General features: G+C 54.0%; 20 protein-coding genes, 5 tRNA genes and 1 pseudogene. 15 read left to right on the top strand and 11 right to left on the bottom strand.

Annotation, left to right across the window (positions count from 1 at the left end; genetic code table 11):
• Window positions 1-355, top strand: a 355-nt coding sequence (locus HMPREF2891_RS09255; RefSeq protein WP_222566292.1) for a hypothetical protein, incomplete at its 5' end; no start/stop codon positions are given.
• 437 nt (window positions 356-792) lie between these two features.
• Here the strand turns inward: HMPREF2891_RS09255 and HMPREF2891_RS09250 are convergent.
• The 4 genes from HMPREF2891_RS09250 to HMPREF2891_RS09235 form a co-directional block, all read right to left on the bottom strand.
• Window positions 793-2184, bottom strand: a complete 1392-nt coding sequence (locus HMPREF2891_RS09250) for a glycoside hydrolase family protein (RefSeq protein ID WP_222566291.1) — start codon at window positions 2182-2184, stop codon at window positions 793-795.
• Window positions 2185-2208: 24 nt separating this feature from the next.
• Window positions 2209-3057: a carbohydrate ABC transporter permease gene (locus HMPREF2891_RS09245; protein ID WP_070665198.1), complete on the bottom strand. Its 849-nt coding sequence runs from the start codon at window positions 3055-3057 to the stop codon at window positions 2209-2211.
• The gene (locus HMPREF2891_RS09240) at window positions 3054-3983 is read right to left on the bottom strand and encodes a carbohydrate ABC transporter permease (RefSeq protein ID WP_148131764.1); all 930 of its coding nucleotides are present in this window, start codon (window positions 3981-3983) and stop codon (window positions 3054-3056) included. Before HMPREF2891_RS09240 ends, HMPREF2891_RS09245 begins: the two co-directional genes overlap by 4 nt.
• 69 nt (window positions 3984-4052) lie before the next feature.
• The gene (locus tag HMPREF2891_RS09235; RefSeq protein WP_070665195.1) at window positions 4053-5324 is read right to left on the bottom strand and encodes an ABC transporter substrate-binding protein; all 1272 of its coding nucleotides are present in this window, start codon (window positions 5322-5324) and stop codon (window positions 4053-4055) included.
• A 281-nt stretch (window positions 5325-5605) separates the two neighbouring features.
• Between HMPREF2891_RS09235 and HMPREF2891_RS09230 the strand changes: the two genes are divergently transcribed.
• Complete coding sequence (locus HMPREF2891_RS09230; protein WP_186822329.1) at window positions 5606-6592, top strand: LacI family DNA-binding transcriptional regulator; 987 nt, start codon at window positions 5606-5608, stop codon at window positions 6590-6592.
• 80 nt (window positions 6593-6672) lie between these two features.
• Here the strand turns inward: HMPREF2891_RS09230 and HMPREF2891_RS09485 are convergent, their stop codons facing one another.
• Window positions 6673-6975, bottom strand: a complete 303-nt coding sequence (locus tag HMPREF2891_RS09485; protein ID WP_261666870.1) for a P-type ATPase actuator domain-containing protein — start codon at window positions 6973-6975, stop codon at window positions 6673-6675.
• An 18-nt stretch (window positions 6976-6993) separates the two neighbouring features.
• Between HMPREF2891_RS09485 and HMPREF2891_RS09990 the strand changes: the two are divergent.
• From HMPREF2891_RS09990 to HMPREF2891_RS09200, 7 genes and pseudogenes are all read left to right on the top strand, one after another.
• Window positions 6994-7083 (top strand): annotated as a pseudogene (locus tag HMPREF2891_RS09990) (helix-turn-helix domain-containing protein); the annotation flags it as partial.
• A gap of 527 nt (window positions 7084-7610) precedes the next feature.
• Window positions 7611-7937: a PadR family transcriptional regulator gene (locus HMPREF2891_RS09225; RefSeq protein WP_070665191.1), complete on the top strand. Its 327-nt coding sequence runs from the start codon at window positions 7611-7613 to the stop codon at window positions 7935-7937.
• Entirely contained in the window at window positions 7937-8629 is a 693-nt protein-coding gene (locus HMPREF2891_RS09220) for a DUF5808 domain-containing protein (protein WP_070665189.1), read from the top strand. The genes HMPREF2891_RS09225 and HMPREF2891_RS09220 overlap by 1 nt, the downstream gene beginning before the upstream one ends.
• Window positions 8629-8955, top strand: a complete 327-nt coding sequence (locus HMPREF2891_RS09215) for a PLD nuclease N-terminal domain-containing protein (protein ID WP_070665187.1) — start codon at window positions 8629-8631, stop codon at window positions 8953-8955. Before HMPREF2891_RS09220 ends, HMPREF2891_RS09215 begins: the two co-directional genes overlap by 1 nt.
• A gap of 2 nt (window positions 8956-8957) precedes the next feature.
• A complete protein-coding gene (locus HMPREF2891_RS09210) occupies window positions 8958-9791 on the top strand; it encodes an ABC transporter ATP-binding protein (RefSeq protein WP_070665185.1) in 834 nt (277 codons plus the stop codon).
• Entirely contained in the window at window positions 9788-10567 is a 780-nt protein-coding gene (locus HMPREF2891_RS09205) for an ABC transporter permease (RefSeq protein ID WP_070665183.1), read from the top strand. Before HMPREF2891_RS09210 ends, HMPREF2891_RS09205 begins: the two co-directional genes overlap by 4 nt.
• 129 nt (window positions 10568-10696) lie before the next feature.
• Window positions 10697-11623, top strand: a complete 927-nt coding sequence (locus HMPREF2891_RS09200; RefSeq protein ID WP_083311334.1) for a DNA adenine methylase — start codon at window positions 10697-10699, stop codon at window positions 11621-11623.
• Window positions 11624-11633: 10 nt separating this feature from the next.
• On the opposite strand, the gene HMPREF2891_RS09195 is transcribed toward HMPREF2891_RS09200, so the two are convergent.
• From HMPREF2891_RS09195 to HMPREF2891_RS09170, 6 genes are all read right to left on the bottom strand, one after another.
• A complete protein-coding gene (locus HMPREF2891_RS09195; protein ID WP_070665181.1) occupies window positions 11634-13313 on the bottom strand; it encodes a ParB N-terminal domain-containing protein in 1680 nt (559 codons plus the stop codon).
• An 883-nt stretch (window positions 13314-14196) separates the two neighbouring features.
• Window positions 14197-14269: transfer RNA gene (locus HMPREF2891_RS09190), tRNA-Lys, on the bottom strand.
• Between the two features lie 107 nt (window positions 14270-14376).
• Window positions 14377-14622, bottom strand: coding sequence for a GlsB/YeaQ/YmgE family stress response membrane protein (locus tag HMPREF2891_RS09185; RefSeq protein WP_034507270.1), 246 nt, complete (start codon window positions 14620-14622; stop codon window positions 14377-14379).
• Window positions 14623-14793: 171 nt separating this feature from the next.
• Window positions 14794-15696 carry an EamA family transporter gene (locus HMPREF2891_RS09180; protein ID WP_261666866.1) on the bottom strand — a complete coding sequence of 301 codons (903 nt, stop codon included), beginning with the start codon at window positions 15694-15696 and terminating at the stop codon, window positions 14794-14796.
• Window positions 15674-16096, bottom strand: coding sequence for a peptide-methionine (R)-S-oxide reductase MsrB (gene msrB, locus HMPREF2891_RS09175; protein ID WP_070618448.1), 423 nt, complete (start codon window positions 16094-16096; stop codon window positions 15674-15676). Before msrB ends, HMPREF2891_RS09180 begins: the two co-directional genes overlap by 23 nt.
• Before the next feature lie 2 nt (window positions 16097-16098).
• On the bottom strand, window positions 16099-17814 hold the full coding sequence (locus tag HMPREF2891_RS09170) for a mechanosensitive ion channel family protein (protein ID WP_261666865.1): 1716 nt from the start codon (window positions 17812-17814) through the stop codon (window positions 16099-16101).
• A gap of 75 nt (window positions 17815-17889) precedes the next feature.
• Between HMPREF2891_RS09170 and HMPREF2891_RS09165 the strand changes: the two genes are divergently transcribed.
• The 6 genes from HMPREF2891_RS09165 (at window position 17890) to HMPREF2891_RS09140 (ending at window position 22172) form a co-directional block, all read left to right on the top strand.
• A tRNA-Glu gene (locus HMPREF2891_RS09165) sits at window positions 17890-17962 on the top strand.
• Window positions 17963-17966: 4 nt separating this feature from the next.
• Window positions 17967-18043, top strand: a tRNA-Asp gene (locus HMPREF2891_RS09160).
• Between the two features lie 178 nt (window positions 18044-18221).
• Window positions 18222-18295: transfer RNA gene (locus HMPREF2891_RS09155), tRNA-Asp, on the top strand.
• Between the two features lie 24 nt (window positions 18296-18319).
• A tRNA-Phe gene (locus HMPREF2891_RS09150) sits at window positions 18320-18392 on the top strand.
• Between the two features lie 130 nt (window positions 18393-18522).
• Window positions 18523-19659 (top strand): ABC transporter ATP-binding protein, encoded by a 1137-nt coding sequence (locus HMPREF2891_RS09145; RefSeq protein ID WP_083311349.1) that lies wholly within the window; start codon window positions 18523-18525, stop codon window positions 19657-19659.
• Window positions 19656-22172: an ABC transporter permease gene (locus HMPREF2891_RS09140; protein ID WP_070665172.1), complete on the top strand. Its 2517-nt coding sequence runs from the start codon at window positions 19656-19658 to the stop codon at window positions 22170-22172. The genes HMPREF2891_RS09145 and HMPREF2891_RS09140 overlap by 4 nt, the downstream gene beginning before the upstream one ends.
• The last annotated feature ends 97 nt before the right edge of the window (window positions 22173-22269 follow it).

Genomic DNA, 22269 nt, shown 5'->3' with positions numbered 1-22269 from the left:
TCTAGGAGGCGCATACGGGGTAACAATGCGGCCGCTGATCGAAGGGCAAGGCGAGAAAACCATCCTCGCCACCGGGGAGCGGGTAATCCAAAACTCCAACTGGATCATCGATCAACTCAACCCGCAAGCCCCCAGCGACGAAGCAGTCGAAACTTTGCAGCGTACCCAAACCAGGCAGCAACAGCGCGATCAGTCCCAAGTCGAACAGGCACGCGAGACAACACCCGCGCGTTCCAGGCCGCCACTACCTGGCATTGGGGAAGTGCCGCAGATAAAGAAGCTGGACCATCCAACCCAGCACCCCGCCGCCAGGCGCGCACCAAACCAAACCGCGAGCCTAGCCCTACACAGATAGGAACCGGAAAGCAGGTAACACCATGAGAAGCGTTGTAGGGGCAAGCAAATGCTTGCCCCTACAATCGACTCTTGATTTTGCTACTTCACATCAGTCGAACCACGACATAAACAGCGCGGCCTTGATGCTGCCAGCACACAAGAGTCGGACAATATCTAGCAATCTAGCAGAGGCTACATTTGCTCGTAACACAGCGTTTTACCTAATTTGCTCGATGTAGGGTGGGGGACATGAAACGAATTGTTTTCCAAGACTTGCGGCATGTCCTTGTTGATCCCTAACAGTACAGCCGTTTGGCGTACGCTTAGAGCTTTCCTGTGATTGGAGAGTAAAAGACCCCGTTGAGCTTAAGGGCCCAACGGGGTCTTTACGGCTCCCTTTCACGGTAGCTGCCGACTATTGTGCGCCTGGAAAGGGGCCGACTTTGGATCACTTTGTTAGGACTTGAGTGTCCCAACAAAGGCATCGGTTACCGTAACTGAGCCGTCAACTACTGACAAACCGAGCGCAGTCCCAGACGGTGCCGCAACACGGGCAGATAACGCTACATCGTTGACTAGGATAGTCGCAATAGAATCATCTACTAGCAGCCGCACGACGATCTCGTCATCAGAAAGATTTGCGGGAAGAGGCCTGTTCAGTCCCTTGTTGTTATAGCGGTTCCAAGGCCAGTTGGGGACGCGGTCAAAGTCTAGCTGGTTGTCATTGAAGTCGATCTCAAACGAATACCAGTCTTCATTGTCCGCATCTCCGCCGAACAATACAGAAACGGACCGTGTTCCCGGAGCTACGCGCAGGCGTGCGGCCAGGCCGTATGAACTATCGTCAATGTTGCCAAGTACTGATGTCTTGCGACCAGAAGTGGCCTCCAAAGACATGCTGTCTAGAGTTTCACGAACTTCAGTTGCGTTGGCCCATACCTCATCGGGGAATTTAACTCCGAGTGTGCTGTCCTCACGCTGAACCACTTCGAGTATGACCAATGTGCCGCCCCATTCAAAGTCGGCAACCTCGACATCGTCAGTCTTTGTGGCCACCCACCCAACAAGGAACCGCCTGTCTCCATCCGATACGCTACGTGCCGCATAGTACGAGCGGCCATCGAATGCGTCATCAGAGGGACGGCTCCACGGCCCGGTCGGGTTGTCGGAAACACAATAGATCGTCTTCGACTTCTCAGAGTATTCAGTTGTCAGCAGATACCATTTGTCGTCGATTTGGAATAGGTCCGGCATCTCATGCATGGTGTATAGGTCCGGGGCCCACAGGTCGCCCTCGAACTTCCAGTTCGTCTGATCCGCAGAGGAGAACCACACCGTACGTCCTGTGGCCTTGGTTGGTGGCCCATCGAGGCGTGCTCCAAGGATCATCATCCACTGCTGAGCATTGTCATCCCATAGAACAAAAGGATCCCTCCAGTTTTCTGGATCGTATCCTTCTGGTGGGGGCAGCTCGAAGCGGCCATCCTTCTCCCAGTGGATTAGGTCAGGACTCTTTGCCTCTAGGAGAACTTGGGAGGGGATCCCTGTGCCTACGCGGTCCCGGTTGTAACCCGTGTAGATAGCACGGTAATCCCCATCGGTACCTTCGTAGATGGAGCCCGCAAAAATGAACTGATCGACAGAATCATCACCGCCGCCAGGAATGGGCTCACCCTTGTCCTCATACTTGACAAAGTCTTTCGAGGTTGCCAGGGACCACCCGAACGGCTCGCCGAATGGCCCGGGGTTGCGTGTGTCTCTCTGATGGAAGAGGTAGTATACGCCATTGGAATAGAAGGGCATGCAATCACCAAAGGCGTGACCTTCTGGGTGATAGTGGATTTTCACTGATTTTTCCTTTCGGTTGGGTATTTAGCGGCCACCTAGGCCCGACAAAGCGATCCCAGATACCAGGTACTTTTGAACGAGGGCGACCAAAATAGCTGCAGGCAAGACAGAGATCGTCGAAGCAGCCATCAACATGTTCCATTGGTTACCTGTTTGACCCATGAACATGTTGAGGCCCAGCGGAACAGTTGCCATGTTGACGTCGGAGATAATCAGTAGCGGCCAAAGAAAACTGTTCCAATAGCCGATAAATGTGAATACTCCGAGTGTCAGCATTGCTGGTGCAGCAAGCGGCAAAATTATCTGGGTGAATACCCTAAACTTTGAAGCGCCGTCGATAGTAGCTGCCTCTTCAAGCTCGTCAGGAAGTGTGAGCATGAATTGCCGCAAGAGGAATGTTCCGAAGGCTGTGAACGCCCAGGGCAGGATGAGCGCGTAGTAGCTGTTCACCCATCCGAGCTTCTGCATCATGATGAACATCGGCACTATCAGAACTTCTTGAGGGACCATGAGCGTCATTAGATAGAGAAAGAAGGCCTTTGAGCGCCCTTTCCAATTGATGCGTGAGAATGCGTAGGCTGCCAAGGCCGAAGTGAAAACATTGAGGATGGTTCCTATCGTTGCCACTATCAGCCCGTTGATCATGAATTTCCCGAACGGAAGATAGTTCCATGCATCTGCGAAGTTGTGAAACTGGATTGCCGATCCAATAAGCGATGGTGGCGAAGCAAAGACCTCGTCAGCTGGTTTCAAGGCTGTGCTTACCATCCAGACGAAAGGGATTAGGAAAAGGAATGCAACAAATCCTAGAATTACCGTGGAGATCCAAGGACCAAGGTGGATCTTGCGTCGATATCGAACAGTTTTACTCATTGGTAGTTTACCCATCTGTCCTGGCCGCGGTACTGGATAAATGTGACGACCAAGATTATTGCGAATAGGCTCCAGGCTATTGTGGAGGCATACCCCATTTCGTATCCTTGGAAGCCACGTTGGTACAAGTAATAAACGAGCGTTGTGGTTGAGTTTCCAGGTCCGCCCGATGTCAAAATGAATGGCTGGGCAAATGTTTGTAGTGACGAAATTATTGTCATGATCACCGCAAAAAAGATGCTCGGCGTCAAAAGCGGCAGAGTTATCTTAAATGTACGCTGCCACCAGTTCGCGCCATCAATAGCGGCGGCCTCATAGACTTGTTGGGGAATCGATCCAATTCCCGCCACGAAAATGATCATGTTATATCCAAAGCCCTGCCAGATTGACATCATGATTACTGCGGGCATAGCCCAGTTCGTATCACCGAGCCAGTTGGGACCGGGATTCCCAAACAAGATCATTGATATTGAGGCGAATAAACCTTCGTTTGGGGTAAGAAGTAAACGCCACACAACAGCGTTTGCAACCATCGGGCTCACAACAGGTAGGAAGAAAACCCAGCGGAACAATCCTTTGAAATGGATACGACTTGAGAGCCAGAGTGCTAATCCCAAGGAGACAACGAGGTTCCCAATAACGTAGGCCACGGCAAAGTAGACGGTGTTCCACAGAACAGGCCAAAAGTTGGGGTCTTCAGTTAGGAGTTTCGACCAGTTTCCTATTCCTGCGAAAGAGGGTGAACCAATAAGGGGCCAGTCGAAGAAGCTAAGTACCAGTGATGCTGCGAAGGGGATAAGAGTGAACGCAAGGAAACCAATTGCGTTTGGTGTCAGGAAGGCAAGTGCGGCGCGTCGGTCGCGTTGTTCCCGGGTTGGTCCTGTGGGACGACGCTCGAGCTTTACCCTTTGTTTGAGAACGGCCACTTTTCACTTCTCTCTTGTGAGGTCCGGGTAGTAAGGCCTGCCCGGACCTCACATCAGGCGAGGTTGCAATCAGTCAATCTGACTCTGCACGTTTGTAAGAACTTCTTCAGGTGTGGATTGGCCGTTGAAGGCTTGGACCGCGTACTGCTGCAACAGTGAGTTCACCCGGTTCCATCCTGGAGAGGTTCGGAAGGGGTCAACCGTTTCCAGCGCAGTTTCAATTGCAGGACGTGCGGTGGGTACATTTGCAACTTCGTACCAATAGTCTTGCGCCGCCTTATACGCGGGGAATCCGCGACCCTCTTCTGCGATGTACTGCTGGCTTTCTGGGCCGATTATTACAGAAATCGCCTGCGCTGCTTCATCCGGATTTGCGCAAGAAGTGGTCACTCCGAAACCAGTTCCGGACATCGTTGTAATAGACGTGCCGTCAAATGCAGGCGGGGTGGTCAATCCGACCTCAAACGATACATTATCTCTCGCGTTGATCAACTGCCATGGGCCATCGATGACCATAGCAACATTGCCATTTCTCCACTGGTCTGCGGGCCAGTTTGATGCTCCAGTTGCTGGTGGAGCCGGAGCTACTTTTTCCTTAGTGACCAGGTCTGCCACAAAGGTGAAACCCTCCACGACCTTTGGGTTGGTAAGATCAGGCTTACCGTCCTTGTCCAGGTAGTTTCCACCGATAGAAAGTACATATGGGAGCCACATATCCGGAGTTCCGTCGACCGCGTAACCGTACTTGCCGTCCTTAGTAAGAGCGTGGGCAGCCTCAAGGAATTGCTCCTTGGTCCACCCTGGTTCGGGCGCATCTAGCCCAGCTTCGTTGAACATATCGACGTTATAGAAGATGACATAGGGCCCAAGGTCGTAGGGCACCGCAAGAAGATCTCCGTCTTTTCTGAGCCCCTCGACGATCGATGCCTCATAGTCTTCGATATCTACTAATCCTGTGAGCTTGTCATCGAGCGGGACGAACAACTCGCCCACGTCTGGAACACGTTGCGCCTGTAGGCCAGCGATACAGGGTAGATCATTTCCTGCTGCTTGAGTAGTCAGCTTGTTGTAATAATCCTTGTAGGCTGTGGTCTCCAGCTTGATCTTGATGTGCGGATACTCCTTGGTCACGCGGTCGGCTAGGTTCTGCCAGACGTCGACCTCCGCCTGAGAGTCAGCGGACATCGCCCAACGAAGTTCTACTTGCTCCGCGTTGCCCGAGGCACTGCCTGATTGATTTGTTGAATTTGGATCCTGTGTGTCTCCGCTTGAGCACCCGGCAAGGGCCAGGGCGGCAACGCCTAGGGCGGCCACGCCAGGTAGAATTCTTTTGAATTTCATCTGTCCTCCTAATGACAACGCTGTCAGTGTTCATAATACTATCTGCGCATGCGAGTGCGGTCAAGAGTGATGTAGGTCACAATTGAATTTGGGCTGCCAAGGTCCCTGCATCCCGACTATTAGTAATGTTTTACTCATTTTTTATGAGTTGATACCCGGGGCAGGTCGCGGATGTTACATTATCGATGAGGAAAGATATCGTTACGACTCTTGACAACGTAGTCAATTGTTGGATCAGCTGAGGGAGGCAAGCAATGGCCATAGAACGTCGCCAACCGACCATGATCGATGTAGCCAAAGAGGCGGGAGTCTCTTTGAAAACCGTCTCTCGTGTTGTTAATGCGGAACCCGGCACCTCTGTTAACACCCAAGAGCGGGTGAAGGCCGCAATCGAGACGCTTGGGTATCGGCGCAACAATGCTGCTTCTGAACTTCGATCTGGTCGGTCTGGACTGGTCGGTTTGGTAGTCGAAGACATTTCTGAACCTTTCCAGTCGGAGCTTGCAAGATCGATCGAAGAAGTTTTGGAACGAGAAGGCCTGCTGCTCTTATCTGCCTCCACGGGGGCAGACGTTGACCGCGGACACAAGGTCTTGACTGCCTTGGCCGAAAGGAGGGTTGACGGCTTGATCATTTTTCCTTCGTTCGATGACTACTCGTTCATGGAACCCCTCTTGGGTGATTTCACTCAAGTAGTTTTCGTTGACAGGCCCCCAAAAGGTTTGGCGGGAGGATCGGTGCGTTCAGATCACCGGGGGGGCGCTTTTGCGGCTACAAGCCGCCTAATAGATCTTGGACACACTCGAATTGCGTACTTGGGAGACCCGACGTCGCTGTATACCGGAGCGGAGCGGTTCGCTGGCTATATGGAGGCTCTAATCGATCACGAGCTTCCCTTCGACCCCGCCCTAGTCCACCTCCAGAATCCCGTGGGCGGGACAGTTGGAAACGCGTTCAAAGAGATAATGAGCCTAGAAGATCCCCCAACGGCCGTTTTCACTGGAAATTCGTTGACAACGATACATCTGCTACGTCATCCGGGGTTTGAGTCGGACAAAATTGCCCACATCGCATTCGATGACCTTCTCTTGGCGGATGTCCTTGCGGTCCCTCTCACCACTGTGTCTCAAGATGTCAGTATGATAGGCGCGACCGCGGCTAATATGATCCAAGAACGTATATTCGGCAATACAGGCGACTATGAAACAGTCGTGCTGCCCACACGACTAATATTGAGGGAATCCGACTTAATTAATCTGAGAAGTTGAGCAAATTGTGGCCATCATAAAGTCTGTTGATGTACCCACGCATCGCAGAATGGTGTCCCCAGAGTACCTAATCAACCTGGTCAATTAATAAGGTGCGGCGAAAATGAGGTGGCTATCGGGGTCACTCGTGGTATAGCTAAGCCTAGCACGTGCGGGCAGTCGATAATCAGCACGGTGACAGCAAGGACCAGGGCTTGGTCGGGATGGCCGATAAGGGTCCGGGTCACTGTCGTGATCACGGCGGCAACAACCGCGAGGTAGAACAGCAATCCAGCTGCCCGATCGGCCAGTGCTTGGGCTCGAGAGCGCGACTGTTGTGCCTCTTGGACGAGCCTGCCGATTCCGGCAACAGCAGTGTCATCACCGACCGCGGTGACACTGATTCGAATAGCTGAGGTGGCGGCAAGTCGGTCAGCGCGGTGGCCAGAATGTTCAATGTTTCACGACCGACAATCTACCGGGCTATCAAACGCACCAAGCTCGACGCCTGACCCGATATTCAGTCGTGAGCATTTGTTACGGCGGAAGCAGGTCGCAAGCTGGTGATCGGTTCGTTATTATTTTGGCCGCGCATAGCGCGGCGGGGATCACGCGGCGCGTGTGGCGGCCTGGCGTGTGGAAAACCGACACTCGCCTGGTGTCGTATGTTTATCACAAGCCATGCCAACTGGCTTGCACCCAAGTGTGGACGAACATGCCGCCCACAAATGTGCACAACCCCTATTGACCACGCAAAGCGTGGCACTCCGCGAAGCATCATGGCCGAGACCTGTGCTCCCGTAGTTGTGCCCTGTCACTGCGGCTAAATACACACACGGGATCTGGCGATGCAGACTCAAATACGACCTTCTCCATCACTGCCAAAGCATTACCGGCCAAGTCGAGGCAGAGTCCAGCTGCTTAAGCATCAAAGCTACCGCCATGCACAAGACCTGCGTTCAGTGAGAAAAGTAGTTGCGAGACTCTTGAATCGCCCGTATCATGCTATACAAGGAACGTGGTTAAGCAAGGAGCGGTTATGTCTGAGTCACAGTTACGCAAGGGCGCTGTTGAGCTGGTGGTCCTTGGCTTGCTTTCGTCTCGCCCTTCTTATGGCGGGCAGCTGGTAGAACGTTTTCGCGATGAAGCGGAGTTGGAAATTTCTACAGGCACGTTATACCCGCTGCTTGCGCGCCTACGTAAATCAGGGTTGGTAGTTACCACTTGGGAGGAGTCTCCGGTAGGGCCACCGAGGAAGATTTACACGCTCGCAGAATCTGGAAAAAATCGCTTATTGCAAATGCGCGCTGAGTGGGAGGCACTTGATTGTGCTGTGAAGCGAACAACACAGGAAGGAATACGGTAATGAAGTGGTTCGGTACGGATGCCGAAGGGCAGACGCGAATTTTGGGGGTACCTGTCTCCGAAATGTGGTCGGGGCGCTCTGATGCCGCGCTGGATGGTTTTGAACCAGAGAATCCCCGTTTATTAATTCCTCGAAAATACGGGCTGGGTTGGGACTTTAACCTGGGTGCGGTTGGAGTGCGATTAGGATTACTTCGGCCCGATGATTCCCTACCGGATTTGGCCGACTACGTCCCCACACGCCTCAAGCGTGGCATCAGGCTCACCACTATTGCCGGTGGTCTTGGGGTTGCATTCTTGGCGGTACTAGTCAGTCGTGAAGAACAGGTTTTTGTCCAGCGGTCAGCATTCGGAGCGTCTCGGAAAATTATTAGTGGCAAGCAGGCTGCTCTAGCCCCAGTAGCCCTAACGGTCGTTGCAGCACTAGCCCCGAAGGTCATTCGACGCGACGATCCGGAATCTGAAGATGCCGTAAACTTGGCCAATCAGGCTGATCTGATGGGCATAGAAGCCATGTCTATAGCCTGGTTAATAGCAATGCGACGCGCTACTGGCAAGCAGAAAATGACCCGCCGGTCGATGGTACCCATTGTTGCGTTATGGCCCCTCGTTGCAGGCGCTTGCCAACTCACGTATGTAAAAACCGCATTAGCCAAGGTAGAAACCCGGCTGCACAATTCAGGAGAAAATTAATGCCCCCTTTTGACAAATTGTTAGAGTTGCCGACGCCAGCTTTAATAGGAGTTTGCATCCTTATGAGCGCGCAGCTGATAGCGATGATCTGGTCCCTGATCTTCTTGCTGCGCGATAAGAGAAGCCACATTGCCGGTTTGAATCGTCTTGTGTGGCTCTTGGTCATCATCTTTGGCCAACTGATCGGCCCAATCGCCTTTTTAGTCGTGTACTTTCACGAACAAAGACAGCTTACAGCTCAGCATGAATATGAACAGGTATCTACAGCTAAACATCACCGAGTAGATACAAGTTCAGTGGTAAACAAGCTATATCCAAAGGAATGAACATGGATTTAGCGGTATCTACTAAAGATTTGTCCAAGACTTTCGGTAAGCAAAAAGTACTAAACAACATAAATCTACAAGTTCCTACAGGCTCCTGTTATGGGTTTGTGGGAGCGAATGGGGCTGGCAAAACCACCACTATGAGGATCCTTGCAGGTTTGGCTGGGGCCAGTAGCGGTAGCGCCACCGTGCTGGGAGCTAGCAGGGGCAAACTTCCGGTAAGACCAATTCCCGGTGTGTCTTACCTGACCGATGTTCCCCAGATTAGCCCCTGGCTTAGAGCCAAGGATGCGCTCATCACTCTCGCTCGTCTTGGTGGGATCACCCCAGATCTCGCAGCCGAGAGAAGCGAGGAACTACTCAATCTGGTCAACCTTGACAAAGCGCCCGGAAGAATCGGCTCCTTTTCCAGAGGAATGAAGCAACGGATGGGAATAGCCGCAGCACTCGTTACCGCTCCGAAACTACTACTGATAGACGAACCAACCAGCGCTCTCGACCCGATCGGCCGAGCAGATGTTCTGGCGTTACTACGTGAGTTAACCGGCCAGGTAACGATAGTATTTTCCTCCCACATTCTCACTGATGTTGCGAAAGTTTCTACTCACGCGGGGATCTTGCATCGCGGTAATCTGCTTGTTCAAGGGCAGCTAGACGAACTACTCAATCAGAAAGCTAAACACGTTACGCTTGATGTCACGGTGCGTTCTGACGTTGCCACAGCCGTGTCTGAGGCTATCTATACCCTCGACCCTGGCGCAAAGATCAACCCCACCTTGACCGGCTTAGACGAACTTTTCAGCAAACTAACTAAGGATGGCGGTAAACAATCGTGAACACATCGCGTTTCAGATTGATCTGGCGCTATCAAGCTGTCTGGCTATTACGCTCCTATGGCACATGGATTACAGCCGGGATATTCGTTATCCTCGCTCTCACTCAAGGACTATTTACCCAATACACGCCGCAGATCATCAAATTTCTGGCCGGATCAGAAGCAACAGCACTAATAGGGTCCCTACCAGAACCTTCCTGGCAGCAAGCTTACGCGGGATGGATAAAAAACCTTACCCAAATTCTGACCGTAATCCTTGTTGCAATGAGCGCTTTTCGTTGCAGTGTGATTACCGGTAATGGCGACATCCCTTTTATTTTTCCCGGTAGCGTGCAACGCTCACACTACCTCATCAGCTTTGCTATCAGCAGCTGGATATCAACTATCTTCCTTTCCTTTGTCAGCGCTACATTAGCTTGGGCAGGAACATTACTGCTTTTCCCAGGTGCTAGTCCCACCCCGATCATATTGGCTAGTTTGGTTTGGGCTCTACAGATCATTCTCATTCACGCACTCCAGACTGTCGCAGCCACCGTTAAACAAGGTATCGGCATGCCACTTGCGGTCGGATTCGGGGCCTACCTCCTAATAACGATGTCAGCGATATTCATCCAGGAGGGCAACAAAACCCCGCTTGGCCTTGTCCCCATGATCAACAATCTCGCGCAAGACACACTAGAGACACCTTGGGCATGGCCAATAACCAGCAGCCTACTGCTAATCATTGCGCTACTTTTCACCGCCACCCACATTTACAACAGGGCAGAACTCGCCTAAAAGAAAACGCGGGTGACGAAATAGATCCGATTCAAAATAGGAACAGCATCAAAATTACGAGCGCGAATGAGTGTAAATGTAAAAGGCTACTATTTTCTCGCTTATTATTGGGGAGGGTAAGGAGGGCACATGAGGTTAGATAAGGTGGCCGTGGACGTAGAGGCCTTACCTTCTACCGAACCTCTGCGTATTGTGGCAAGGCACGCGCACTCAGTGTTTGCACCATTACGTTACCCTGGGGGGAAGGCGAAACTCGCCGGATTTTTCGCCGATATACTCGCTCACAACCGGCATATTAGCCGATATGTCGAGCCTTACGCCGGTGGTGCGGGAGCTGGCCTAGCTCTCTTGTTGACAGGACAGATTACCCATCTACATATAAACGATCTTGACCCGGCCGTATATTCGTTTTGGCGCTTGCTAGTAACGGACCCACAACGGCTCGTTAACTTCATTGATTCTGTCCCTCTAACCGTGCAAGAGTGGCATTGTCAGCGAGCGATTTACAAGGCTGGCTCCTCGCCTTCTGCTGAACTGGGTTTAGCATTTTTTTACTTAAATAGGACAAACCGGTCAGGAATATTAAACGCGGGCGTGATTGGAGGGAAGACCCAAACAGGAAACTACAAGATGGATGCCAGATTCAACCGGGATACTCTTGTGAAACGTGTGGAAGCGTTGATTCCCCATTTAGGAAGAATGACTGTCACAAATGAAGACGGCCGTAGCGTGATCAACGACTATGGAAATGACAAACAGACCCTGTTGTATGTTGACCCCCCTTACGTTCAGGCTGGGAAACGCTTGTATTTAAATGCGTTTGAAGATTATGACCACAAAGGGCTAGCAGCCACAATTCATGATCACCCTGATGGGAACTGGATCTTGACTTACGACGACCACCCATTGGTGCGTGAATTGTACGAGGGGGATTATTGCATCCCCTTGTCCATCAATTATTCCGCGCACAAGAAAACAAAAGCGAAAGAGATCCTGGTCGCATCAGTGAACCTGGCGCCGGTAGTAAAGGAGATTGGCCGCAATAGTGTAACTTAGCTACCAGGTCTCACCAACTACCACCCCTCTTGTATACAGCGTATTGTTGACACAAAAGTGCAAAGAGCACGGCATCATTAAATGCGCTTTTCAACGTATCTTCAGATAGATTGCGGTAAGAACCATGAGAAGCTGTGTTGCCAACTATTGTTGCGGACCTGACAAAGTTGCAATTCGTGATGGTCGATTTGGCTGAATGGAACCCTCCTAGTTTTGGAAACTGCTCGGATAGGTACCTTATAAACTCGCTATCACAGAGCCTGTCTGTAACCTGCTGAACATCTTCTTTAAGTCGTGAACGACCCTGTTGTTCCAGCTGCAATCCTTCAATATTGGACGCTCTCAGACCAGCCATAGTAAGTTCGAAGATTGGTCTAAGTGCTGGGGCTAGGACGTAGAGCTTTGTCTGTCTGCTACAAGATCCCCGCTGTGGAAGGTCCCCGTGTTTAAGGATCCCGAGGACTAGGGCATTGGCGTCCATAAAATTATTGCTATCGTCGATTCGCAGTTCTAGATGTGCGAATTTATTTCCAACATGGTTGGTGTCGTCGCGTTTGGCACCCTTCAGGCTTTGTTTTAATTGCTGTTGCAAGTCTGCATCGGCATCTTCGGGAGTAACGTTGTGGAGCTCTTTATGGTCTGCGATGTCACTATTGTGGTCATCGGATTGTTGTACGCGCGTCTGCGGTTGCGGGACTTCAGTAAGCGATGACACGTTAGAAGAGGAAACAGGAGCGGGATGATGTGGAGCCGGTTCATTGATGACCGCGCTTGACTCACCTGTGTGAGCCTTGCCAGTTCCGATAGGCTTCTCGTCGCATTCGAGATATTGCAAAACGTCCTCTAGGGCGTTTCTATCTCCGTTTAACGCTGGGTGTCGCGTGTTTAGCTTCGGATCTGCATCTGTCATCAGCGTTGCTAATCGCAGGAGCGCTTTCAGATTATTATCAGTGAGTGTGTTAGCTATCTCTGCTGTTGTTCCCTCTGGGGATAGAAGCCCGCTTGGAGCGAACTCTATTCCAACTTTGGCACGTATTTCATCTACCTTTAAGGCGTATTCGAGTGGGGATGGCTTAATCGTTTTTAATCGTTTGACCGATTCTTCATCCAAACGTCGCGCTAGCTCTTCAACTAGATGAGAAAACGATGCGGTTTGTAATAGGCGCTTGAGGCGCGAGCCTATATTATATCGCTCTTTGAGTTGTGCGATCGTAGTGCCCGCCTCAATTTGTGCGTAATAAAACTGTGCTTGCTGTTCAGTGCTCCATTGCTTTTTCGATGTTTTTGTATGAAGACGGGCGATATGTGGCTGGAGTTCTTCCTCCGAGTCAGCGACCATTACTCGGATTTGCGATGGAATACTCGCGTACCTGTCCTGATATTTGTTTTTGAGACGCTTATACCGGTGGGACTTGTCTGGCCCATATTTTTCGATCAACGTCGGATCATTCAACAGTTTGAGTGCTGTAACCCGCCGGTTACCTTCAACAACTTTGAATCTAGATCCATCAGCTACCACAAGGGGGAATTCATTATCCAGATAACCGTATTTGACAATCTCCTCTGCTAGTTCGAGTATCTTCTCATTCTCCAACATATACAGCACGGCTTGACGCTCGTCGGTTACGCGTATCGGCAGACGATAATTACGTAGGTCAAGCTCTAGTTCCTCCAGAGCTACTAACTTCACAGGCAAGGGACACCGATGCATTATTCTCCTAACGTTGGACTAAGTCTAAGCAAAACCTGTACTTATTACGCGCACTATCACCAGACTCTGCCGCGCTCGACACGAACTTCACATGTTTCGAATATAGCTATAACAGCACCTACGGATATGCGACTTTGCTCAATCACACGATGAATACTTGTTTATGGTGTGGAAGCAATCCGGGCTCACGCCTGTAATACGAGCCTAGAATCATTTCGGCGACCTCGTTAGCGGAGTTGGTTTACATCTATCCACTCTCATAAGGGGCTATCTGTCACCTGTTCTACCGCAACAAGATGCGTAGCCCAGGACCTCGCGCACCGCTTTCCGGTTCTCATCTTGATTCATTAGTCAGGCCGCTGAATCGATTTGGTTCGACATTAAATTTGTTCCTTTCAATTCACGACAGCCAAGTGTTAATGGCTTCATAACCGAGGCAAGTTGTGCGCATTAACGCCAACAACCAACAGACCAAATCAAACCAACAATGCGGCCACGCAAGCGCGCATACAAACTACTAATCGCGTCTTGGCTCAAGACGTAGCTGCACGCCGTCACACTTCAACATCGCAACGCAGGTGCAGCCTCTCCACTCTGTGCCGCCCCAACGCGTTGCGCAAATGGCGCTGGCGCAACGCAAACAGCGGACAAGTCACATCCATGTAGCTTGCAACCCACGCCAATCACGCACCCAAAGTGCAATCACGCCATGCTCTAGCGCGCGCAACAGCGTGCGTTACAGCACCTGGGTAGCGAGCTAAACGACTTGGTGCCTACCCCTTACGGCGTGGGCGGCTGGATTCCTGCTCCATTTGTCCCTAGATATGCGAAAGCCCCTGCTCTCGCAGGGGCTTTCGGCGGGTGGGCCCACCGGGAATCGAACCCGGGACCCACGGATTAAAAGTCCGTTGCTCTGCCAATTGAGCTATAGGCCCGTGCAGATCATTTTAACGCCTAGCAGGGCAACTGCCAAAACCTAAACCCATAACCGCAGCAACAAAAGAGGAGGGAGCCAGCGGCTCCCTCCTCAACAATGCGAAAACTAGTTCTTCTTAGCCGCGAAGCTCAAGTACAGGCTAATCAAGCCCATCGCAACCAGAATCGAAATGACCCACTCAAGAACAGAGCCGACGCCAATCGCACCCGCGATCCAGCCGCCAATACCTGCACCAAGTGCGCCAAGAATAATCGTCCACACAATACCCAGCGGCTGCTCACCCTTCATGAACAAGCGAGCAAGCGCGCCAATAATCGCGCCAACAACGATGTACCAAATGATAGCTCCCATTATGGAAAACCCCTTCTCAATGTCTCAACAAGCCTCGCGTACGCCAGGCCTTACACTTTCCAACCTTTCAGAAAGCGCGCCAGACTTCACGCGCTAACCCCAAATGAGCGATGATTCGCACAAAAATAGGGCAACCAAGACTACAGAAGTAATGTTTTAACCAAGCCCTGGTCAGGTTTCCTTAATGCCTGGTGCTTTCTTTTGTCCGGGCGAAGGAGGCCTGGACGCCATCCACACGGCTACTGACACGAACAACAAACCCACAACCGCGGGCCACGCGGGAAACTGCCGCAACACCACAGCCCCCACAACCAAGGAGGTTGCTGGGAGCAATGCGTTTAACAACGCGAATGTTGGCGCATCGATCCAGCTCATAATGACCTGCTCAATGGAATACGGAACCACAGTAGACAAGAACGCTACGCCCACCACCGTCCAAAAGATTTGCGCAGACTCGAACGCCGATAAGAAGTCGCCTGCAACCACGGGGAAATACACCAGCGAACCCGTGGCCGTTGCAATCGAGAGCGAAGTGAGGCCCGACCTTGCCCTCGCGATCCGGCGCCCAATGAGGATATAGCCCGCCCACAAGCCGCCCGCCAACATCGCCCACAAGAACCCGGACACTCCAGCGGAGCTAGTCCTGTCAATACCGAATCCGGAGATCAGCACCACCCCTGCGAAAGCCACCAGGCCCGCAAGTTTACTCAGCCATCCTCGCCCAAAAATCACGGCAACCACCACGGGGCCGAGGAACTCCAGCGAAACTGCAACACCCAAATCTAAACGAGCCACAGCCTCATAAAACGCTATATTCATTCCGGACATGACCACGCCAAACAGAGCTGACGCGCCCACCTCACGAAGCGTCAAATGCTCCCGCCACGGCCTGCGCCACGCCAACAAAACCAGTGCAGCAATCGTGACTCGCCACCACGCCACCGTCGTAGGCGCCATAACCGAAAACAACACCACCGCAAACGCGGCACCCGTGTACTGGGTTGTCCCGGACGCAATAAACAGCGCCGGCGCTAACGCGCGCCTTCCCGAACTATTCACCCGCAGTATGCTCAAACGAAAGCGACACGGAGTTCATGCAGTAACGCTGCCCCGTAGGAGTCTGCGGCGCATCATCAAACAGGTGCCCCAAGTGCGAATCACAATTCGCGCAACGCACCTCGGTGCGCACCATTCCATGCGAAGTGTCCTCAACATACTTCACCGCGGCGTCCTCGGACTTATAAAACGAGGGCCAACCACAGCCGGCATCAAACTTCGTCTGCGAGCGGAACAACTGCGCGCCGCAAGCGCGGCAACGGTAAATCCCTTCGCGGTCCTCATTCAACAATTCGCCAGTGAAGGGACGCTCCGTGCCCGCCTCACGCAACACGTGGTATTCCATCGGATTCAAGACCTCACGCCACTGCGCCTGCGTACGAGCCGCCGCATTCACATCAACCTTAGGAGTTTCCATAACTATTCCTGCTCCTCATCTTGAATCCGCTTCATCTCCGCCTCCACCAACTGCCGGGCGGACTCATCGCCACCAAGCTTATTGACCGCGGATTCCTCAGAAATATCACCAAGGCGAAGCGCCCGCAAAGTCTGCGTCTCAACCCGCTTGCGCTGCATTTCCTCCGAGGGGCCCTCCAGTTTTTTCGACCGCGCCTCGGCCTCTTCACTTCCCGAATACAAACGATCCCCAACCGTTGACGTCACCGCGCTATCATCCGCGCCCCGGGCATCATCATTAGCGGGAACTTCCGGGCTCGTGTCCTGCTGGATCGCAAGGAGTTCTGCGGGCGACAACACGCGCGTAGGCTCCGGCTCGGCCAGCACTTTCGTGGTCACCTTGCGATCACGCAACCGCTTGCGACGCACCTTACTAGCCCGGTTCTTCGCCGCACGCATACGAGCCTCCTGCTTTGTTTGCGCCGGCGGCTCCTCAGGGTCAGGGCGCACCGCACTCTTCTCTCCCTCACGCTCGATATCGCGCAACTCGTTAGCGAGCTCCACAATCTCACGCTCGGAGCGATCCAGGTTAACTTCAACCACGTCCTCCTTTTGCACGCGAGTGCGAGTCAGAGCGTAAGGAGCATTTTGAACCACCCAATCGATCAAATGCTCGCGCATGTAACAACGCAAATCCCACAGGTCACCAGAGTTCCTGGCCGTGAGTGCAATGCGAACGAGCATCCACCCATCCGTTGCATCCGTAACCTGCACGCTAGAGCTGCGCCTATCCCACAGATCCGTTTCTTCAAGCAGACGCTCAACTTCCCTCCGGATCAAAGGCACGGGCGCACGCCAATCCAACTTCAGCTCCACAGTGCCGGCAAGCTTCGTATTAGCGCGCGTCCAGTTCTCAAACTTATTCTGCGTGAAATGGGTGGACGGAACAATGAAGCTCCGATCATCCCACGCCGCCAGCACGACGTAGGTCAGCGTGATCTCCTCAATCGTTCCGAACTGGTCATCAACCACCACCACGTCGCCCACACGAATCGCGTCTGTAAACGTGATCTGCAAACCCGCGAACGTATTCGACAGCGAATCTTGCGCCGCAATGCCTGCGACCAAAGAAATCACACCGGCCGACGCCAAAATCGAACCCATCGCTATTCGAGCCGATGGGAATGTCAAAATCACCGCTACCGCGCCCAAAATCACGACAACCAACTGCACGATTCGGCGCAGCATCTGAGCCTGAGTAGCAAGACGGCGCGAGCCCGTTGCCTCCTTACGATGCTTCGCGACGTCCTCAATGACGTACGCACCGGCGTAACACATCCAACTGACCATCACGATTGTGATAATCAGCAGCGTGTGCTGCAGGGGCGGAATCCATGTAGCCGCATCCGTTGGGAGCACCTGCACCATGTAATTCAGGCCAACCCACGCGCCTGCCACCAAGAACAGTGCGAAGAACGGGATCTTCACACGTCTTGCAAGCCAAGCGAAGTTATCGGACTTTCGCGATACCACCCGCAGCGCGGCCCACGCCAGCATCGCTATCACCAGCGAAACCAGCACACCAACTGCCACACCCGCGAATAGTTGGAGCAGGTTCAGCGCATCCTGTACAGCTTCTTCAGCGTTACCATCCATACTTAAAGAGTAGGGGCAGGAGCGGACATTTTCTTTTCGGCGCGGCATACCCACAACAACTTGAGCGCCGGTGAGAGGCTTCACAACTTCACGCTTTGCCAATATGAAGGTAAGTCGCGTAGACTTTGACGAGTCTGATCGCACGCATTGCGAGCAGAGGCCCCCATCGTCTAGCGGCCTAGGACACCGCCCTTTCACGGCGGCGGCACGGGTTCGAATCCCGTTGGGGGTACGTTGGCCCCGTAGCGCAGTTGGTTAGCGCGCCGCCCTGTCACGGCGGAGGTCGCCGGTTCGAGCCCGGTCGGGGTCGCCACTTCTACTAAGACCCGCAAGGGTCTTTTTCATACCAAAATCGTTCTTTCCGCACCCCTCCTGAACTGTTCAAAGCACGGGCGCTACCTTGACAATTAGGGAGAGCATGCTCACACGCATAAAGTAACGCACTAATTTGGCAAGGGTTCAAAAGGTCGGTAATATGATCTTCGCACCAAGGCCCCGTAGCGCAGTTGGTTAGCGCGCCGCCCTGTCACGGCGGAGGTCGCCGGTTCGAGCCCGGTCGGGGTCGCTCGGTCAAGGAAACTTGACCAGAGCCTCTGTAGCTCAGTTGGTAGAGCGTTCGACTGAAAATCGAAAGGTCACCGGATCGACGCCGGTCGGAGGCACAGGTAACCCTCGGAAATCCGAGGGTTTTTCTGTACCTAAGCCTCTAACGCTGGTACTAAATCAGAATCAGCGTTGGTGGACATTCGCGTGCACATCGCAAACCGCGACCATTTCAACGACAATAGACACATGAGTGTACTCCAGGCCCTAACCACCCCCACCGAGCCCGCCATCATTGCCCGCGGCCTCACCAAAACCTACGGCAAAGGCAGCACCGCCGTCACCGCCCTTAAATCCGTAGACGTCACCATCGGACGCGGCGAGTTCACCGCCATCATGGGCCCATCCGGATCAGGCAAATCCACACTCATGCACTGCCTAGCCGGCCTCGACTCCATCACAAGCGGGGACGTAACCCTGGACGGCAACACGATCTCGAACATGTCCGAGCGTAAACTCACCAAATTACGACGCGAACAAATCGGGTTCATCTTCCAATCCTTCAACCTCATCCCCACACTCACCGCGCGAGAAAACATCACTCTGCCAGCCGACATCGCCAAGAAGACCGTCTCCAAAGAACGCTTCGACACCATCGTTGACGCCGTTGGCCTGCGCGACCGCCTGACCCACCGGCCCGCCGAAATGTCTGGAGGACAACAGCAACGCGTTGCCTGTGCCCGCGCCCTCATCACCGAACCAACCGTTGTGTTCGCCGATGAACCAACCGGAAACCTAGACTCCAAATCTTCCACTCAGGTACTCAATTTCCTGCGCGAAGCCGTGGACGCCTTTGAGCAAACCGTCGTCATGGTCACCCACGACCCAACCGCCGCGTCACACGCCGATCGCATCCTCTTTCTTGTAGACGGACGCATCGTTGCCGAACTGCGCCAGCCCACACCTGACGCCGTTTTGGATGCCCTGCGCGAACTCGACACCCTGCGTGAAACCGACCCGCAAGACGAGGACAACCCTGGCGCGTACCCCGTGCCGAGCGAGGATTCCACCCCCGCGCCCGAGCCTGATCCCGGCGAGCACGAAGCGGTCCTCGAAAATCAAACCACGCCTGCCAAAACCGAAAGCTTTCAAGACGCCGAACGCCAACCCGGCGAAACCCTTGACGAAGCGCTACGGCGCATTGCGCCAACCGGTGAACTCGACGCCGAAACGCAAGACCTTCTAATCCGCGCGCAAAAGCTGCTGCATGACCTTCCCGGATCCGTCATTCCCGAGGACGACCTTGAACTGACCGGCCAAATCCCCATCGTCAAACGCGTTAAACCCGAACAAAACAACGCGCAAAACGGCAAGGAGCAGGCGTGATCAAAATAGCCCTGCGTGACGTCTGGGCGCACGCCCCCCGGTTCCTCATGACAATCTTGTCAGTGGTGCTCGGCGTTGCATTCCTCTCCGGCACACTCGCCCTGCGAACCAGCCTCGAAGACACCTTTGTGCAATCCTTTGCCTCCACAACATTCGGCACCATTCAGGTGGAAGGTAACCCCATCTCCGACGACTCGAGCCAGAGCGCGCGAATCGACGTTGGTGCGGCTGACACAATCCGCGGCATAAACGGCGTTAAAGACGCCCAGCCCGTGTACATGAGTCCCATCACCGTGCTTCAAGACGGATCACCCGCCACCGGCGTAGGCACCGTCACCCTTGCCACCGGCGCTCTCAGCGGCTTCACCCCCTGGACGATTGAAGGCAAAACCCCGCGCAATGAGAACGAAATCGCGTTCGAAGCGGCCGCCTTGAAACGCTACGAAATGGGCGTTGGCGACCGGATCGAATACATCGCCGGGGGCGAAAAGCACCACGCCCAAATCGTAGGCATCGTGCACCTGGCCGCGGAAGTCTCGCCCATCAACATCATTGCTTTCGACCAGGAGACCGCGCGTTCGCTCAGTCAAACGCCCGAGCTGGTGAACGCCATCGCAGTACAAACTGAAACCGACACGGACCTGGGCGCCGCCATTCGCGACATCAAGAACAACCTTGGAGTGGACTACACCGTCAGGTCCAGCGATGACGCGATCGAGGAGGCCGCCGACAACGTCAAAGACACCCTTGGATTCGTCACCACGTTCCTGCTCGTATTCGTTGTTCTTGCTCTCGGTGTCTCCACATTCATCATCGCCAATACATTCCACATGGCCGTTAAAGCTCGGCAAAAAGAGTTTGCCTACCTGCGTGCCGTTGGGGCCTCTCCCCTACAAATCTTCCTTCAAGTTGCCATTCAAGCCCTGGTTATCGGGATCGTTGGATCCGCGCTCGGACTCGCTGCCGGCACCGGCCTACTAGCCCTCGCATCATTCGGCCTCCTCAAAGCCGGAATGGTCACCTCCCTTATCACCGCGCTGCCCCGCGACGTCATCATTACCGCGCTGATTGTGGGCATCGCAGTAACCCTTGTTGGAGCGATCCTTCCCGCCCGCGCCGCCGCACACACCCCGCCAGTAGAAGCCATGCGGGAAGTCTCCGGCGTGCGTGAAGCACCGCTTTGGCCGCGCGCTCTCATGGGCGGCGCACTCATCGCAGGCGGAGCTGTAGGCGTCTACCTTGGCGCGAAACAGGTCGTTGACTGGGCGGGCACCTCCCTAGGACTTGGCGCCGGGGCTGTAGTCATTGGCGCGCTCATTGCCTCGCCAGCCCTCGCCAAGGGGATCCTCACCCTCCCTGCCCTCGCGTTGCGCGAAACCCGGCTCGTAGCGCTGCGCATCGGCACCAAGAACGCCGTTCGCAATCCGCGACGCACCGGCGCCACCGCCGGCGCCCTCATCATCGGCATGGGCCTCGTAACCCTTGGAACCGTACTGGCATCGTCCGTGCAGGCTTCCACCACCGAAGCCATCCAATCCGAGCTACACGCCGACCTCACCATCACCCCCATCAGCCCCGGGGAATCCATCACCGATGAGGCCATCGCCAAAATCCGAGCCACCAAGGGCGTGAAATCCGTAGGGGACTCCTACACCAGCGCATTCGCGCCCACCACCGTAGATGGCGAAACCTTCCCCCTTGCGCTCACCACCGTGGACACCACCCGCCTCACCACAGACTTCAAAGTACCCATGGCCAGCGGCACCCTCCCTAACATCAACCGCGGCCAAATCCTGCTATCCAAGAACAGCGCGCAAGCACTGGGACTAACCGCTGGCGACGAGCTCACCGTCCTTGGCAACCTTGGGCCAAAAACCATAACCATCGGCGGAATCCACGACTCCACAATCCTCACCACGACCTCCCTAGTCGCACCCAATACGCTTGAGGAACTGGGCCTGACCGCACTGGGGCGTTCCTTCGTCACCGTCTTCAAAACCGACCTGCCCCTAGACGAAGTGCAAGAAAATGTTCGCGCAGCTCTCGCTGACCAACCCACCATCGCCGTATACACCAAAACCGACCTGGTCTCCGAGATCGGTAACACCATCAACACGGTGCTTGCTATCCTCTACGCCCTACTAGGCCTCTCCATCGTCGTGGCAATCGTCGGCATCATCAACACACTCGGACTGGCCGTCAACGAGCGCACCACCGAGATCGCGCTCATGCGAGCCATCGGCACCGGCAAACTCCAAATCGCCGGGACGATCATCACCGAAGCGATCCTCACCTCCCTATACGGCACCATCATCGGCATCCTCATCGGGCTTGGCACAGGCATCGGCCTGGTAGCCTACACCAAAGAAGTAGGCATCTCCGTGCTCTCAGTCCCCTGGGCAACCCTGCTTGCGCTACTCGCCGGAACCATCATCATTGGGATCCTCGCCGCCGTCGGCCCCGCACGGCGCGCTGCACGTGCACCAATTCTCGAATCCATCGCCTCCGAATGAGCATGTGAGTTTTAGCTAGAAAGCACCGCTATTTCAAGCGACCAACACCGTTTCGTGACAAACTAGGAGCAGTGTGCCCTGCGCACAAGTATTCGCA

The organism is Actinomyces sp. HMSC065F11 (genome assembly GCF_001813085.1).
Lineage (GTDB): Bacteria > Actinomycetota > Actinomycetes > Actinomycetales > Actinomycetaceae > Gleimia > Gleimia europaea.
Note: the sequence above shows the minus strand (reverse complement) of the source record. Positions and strands in the feature narration are given on the sequence as shown.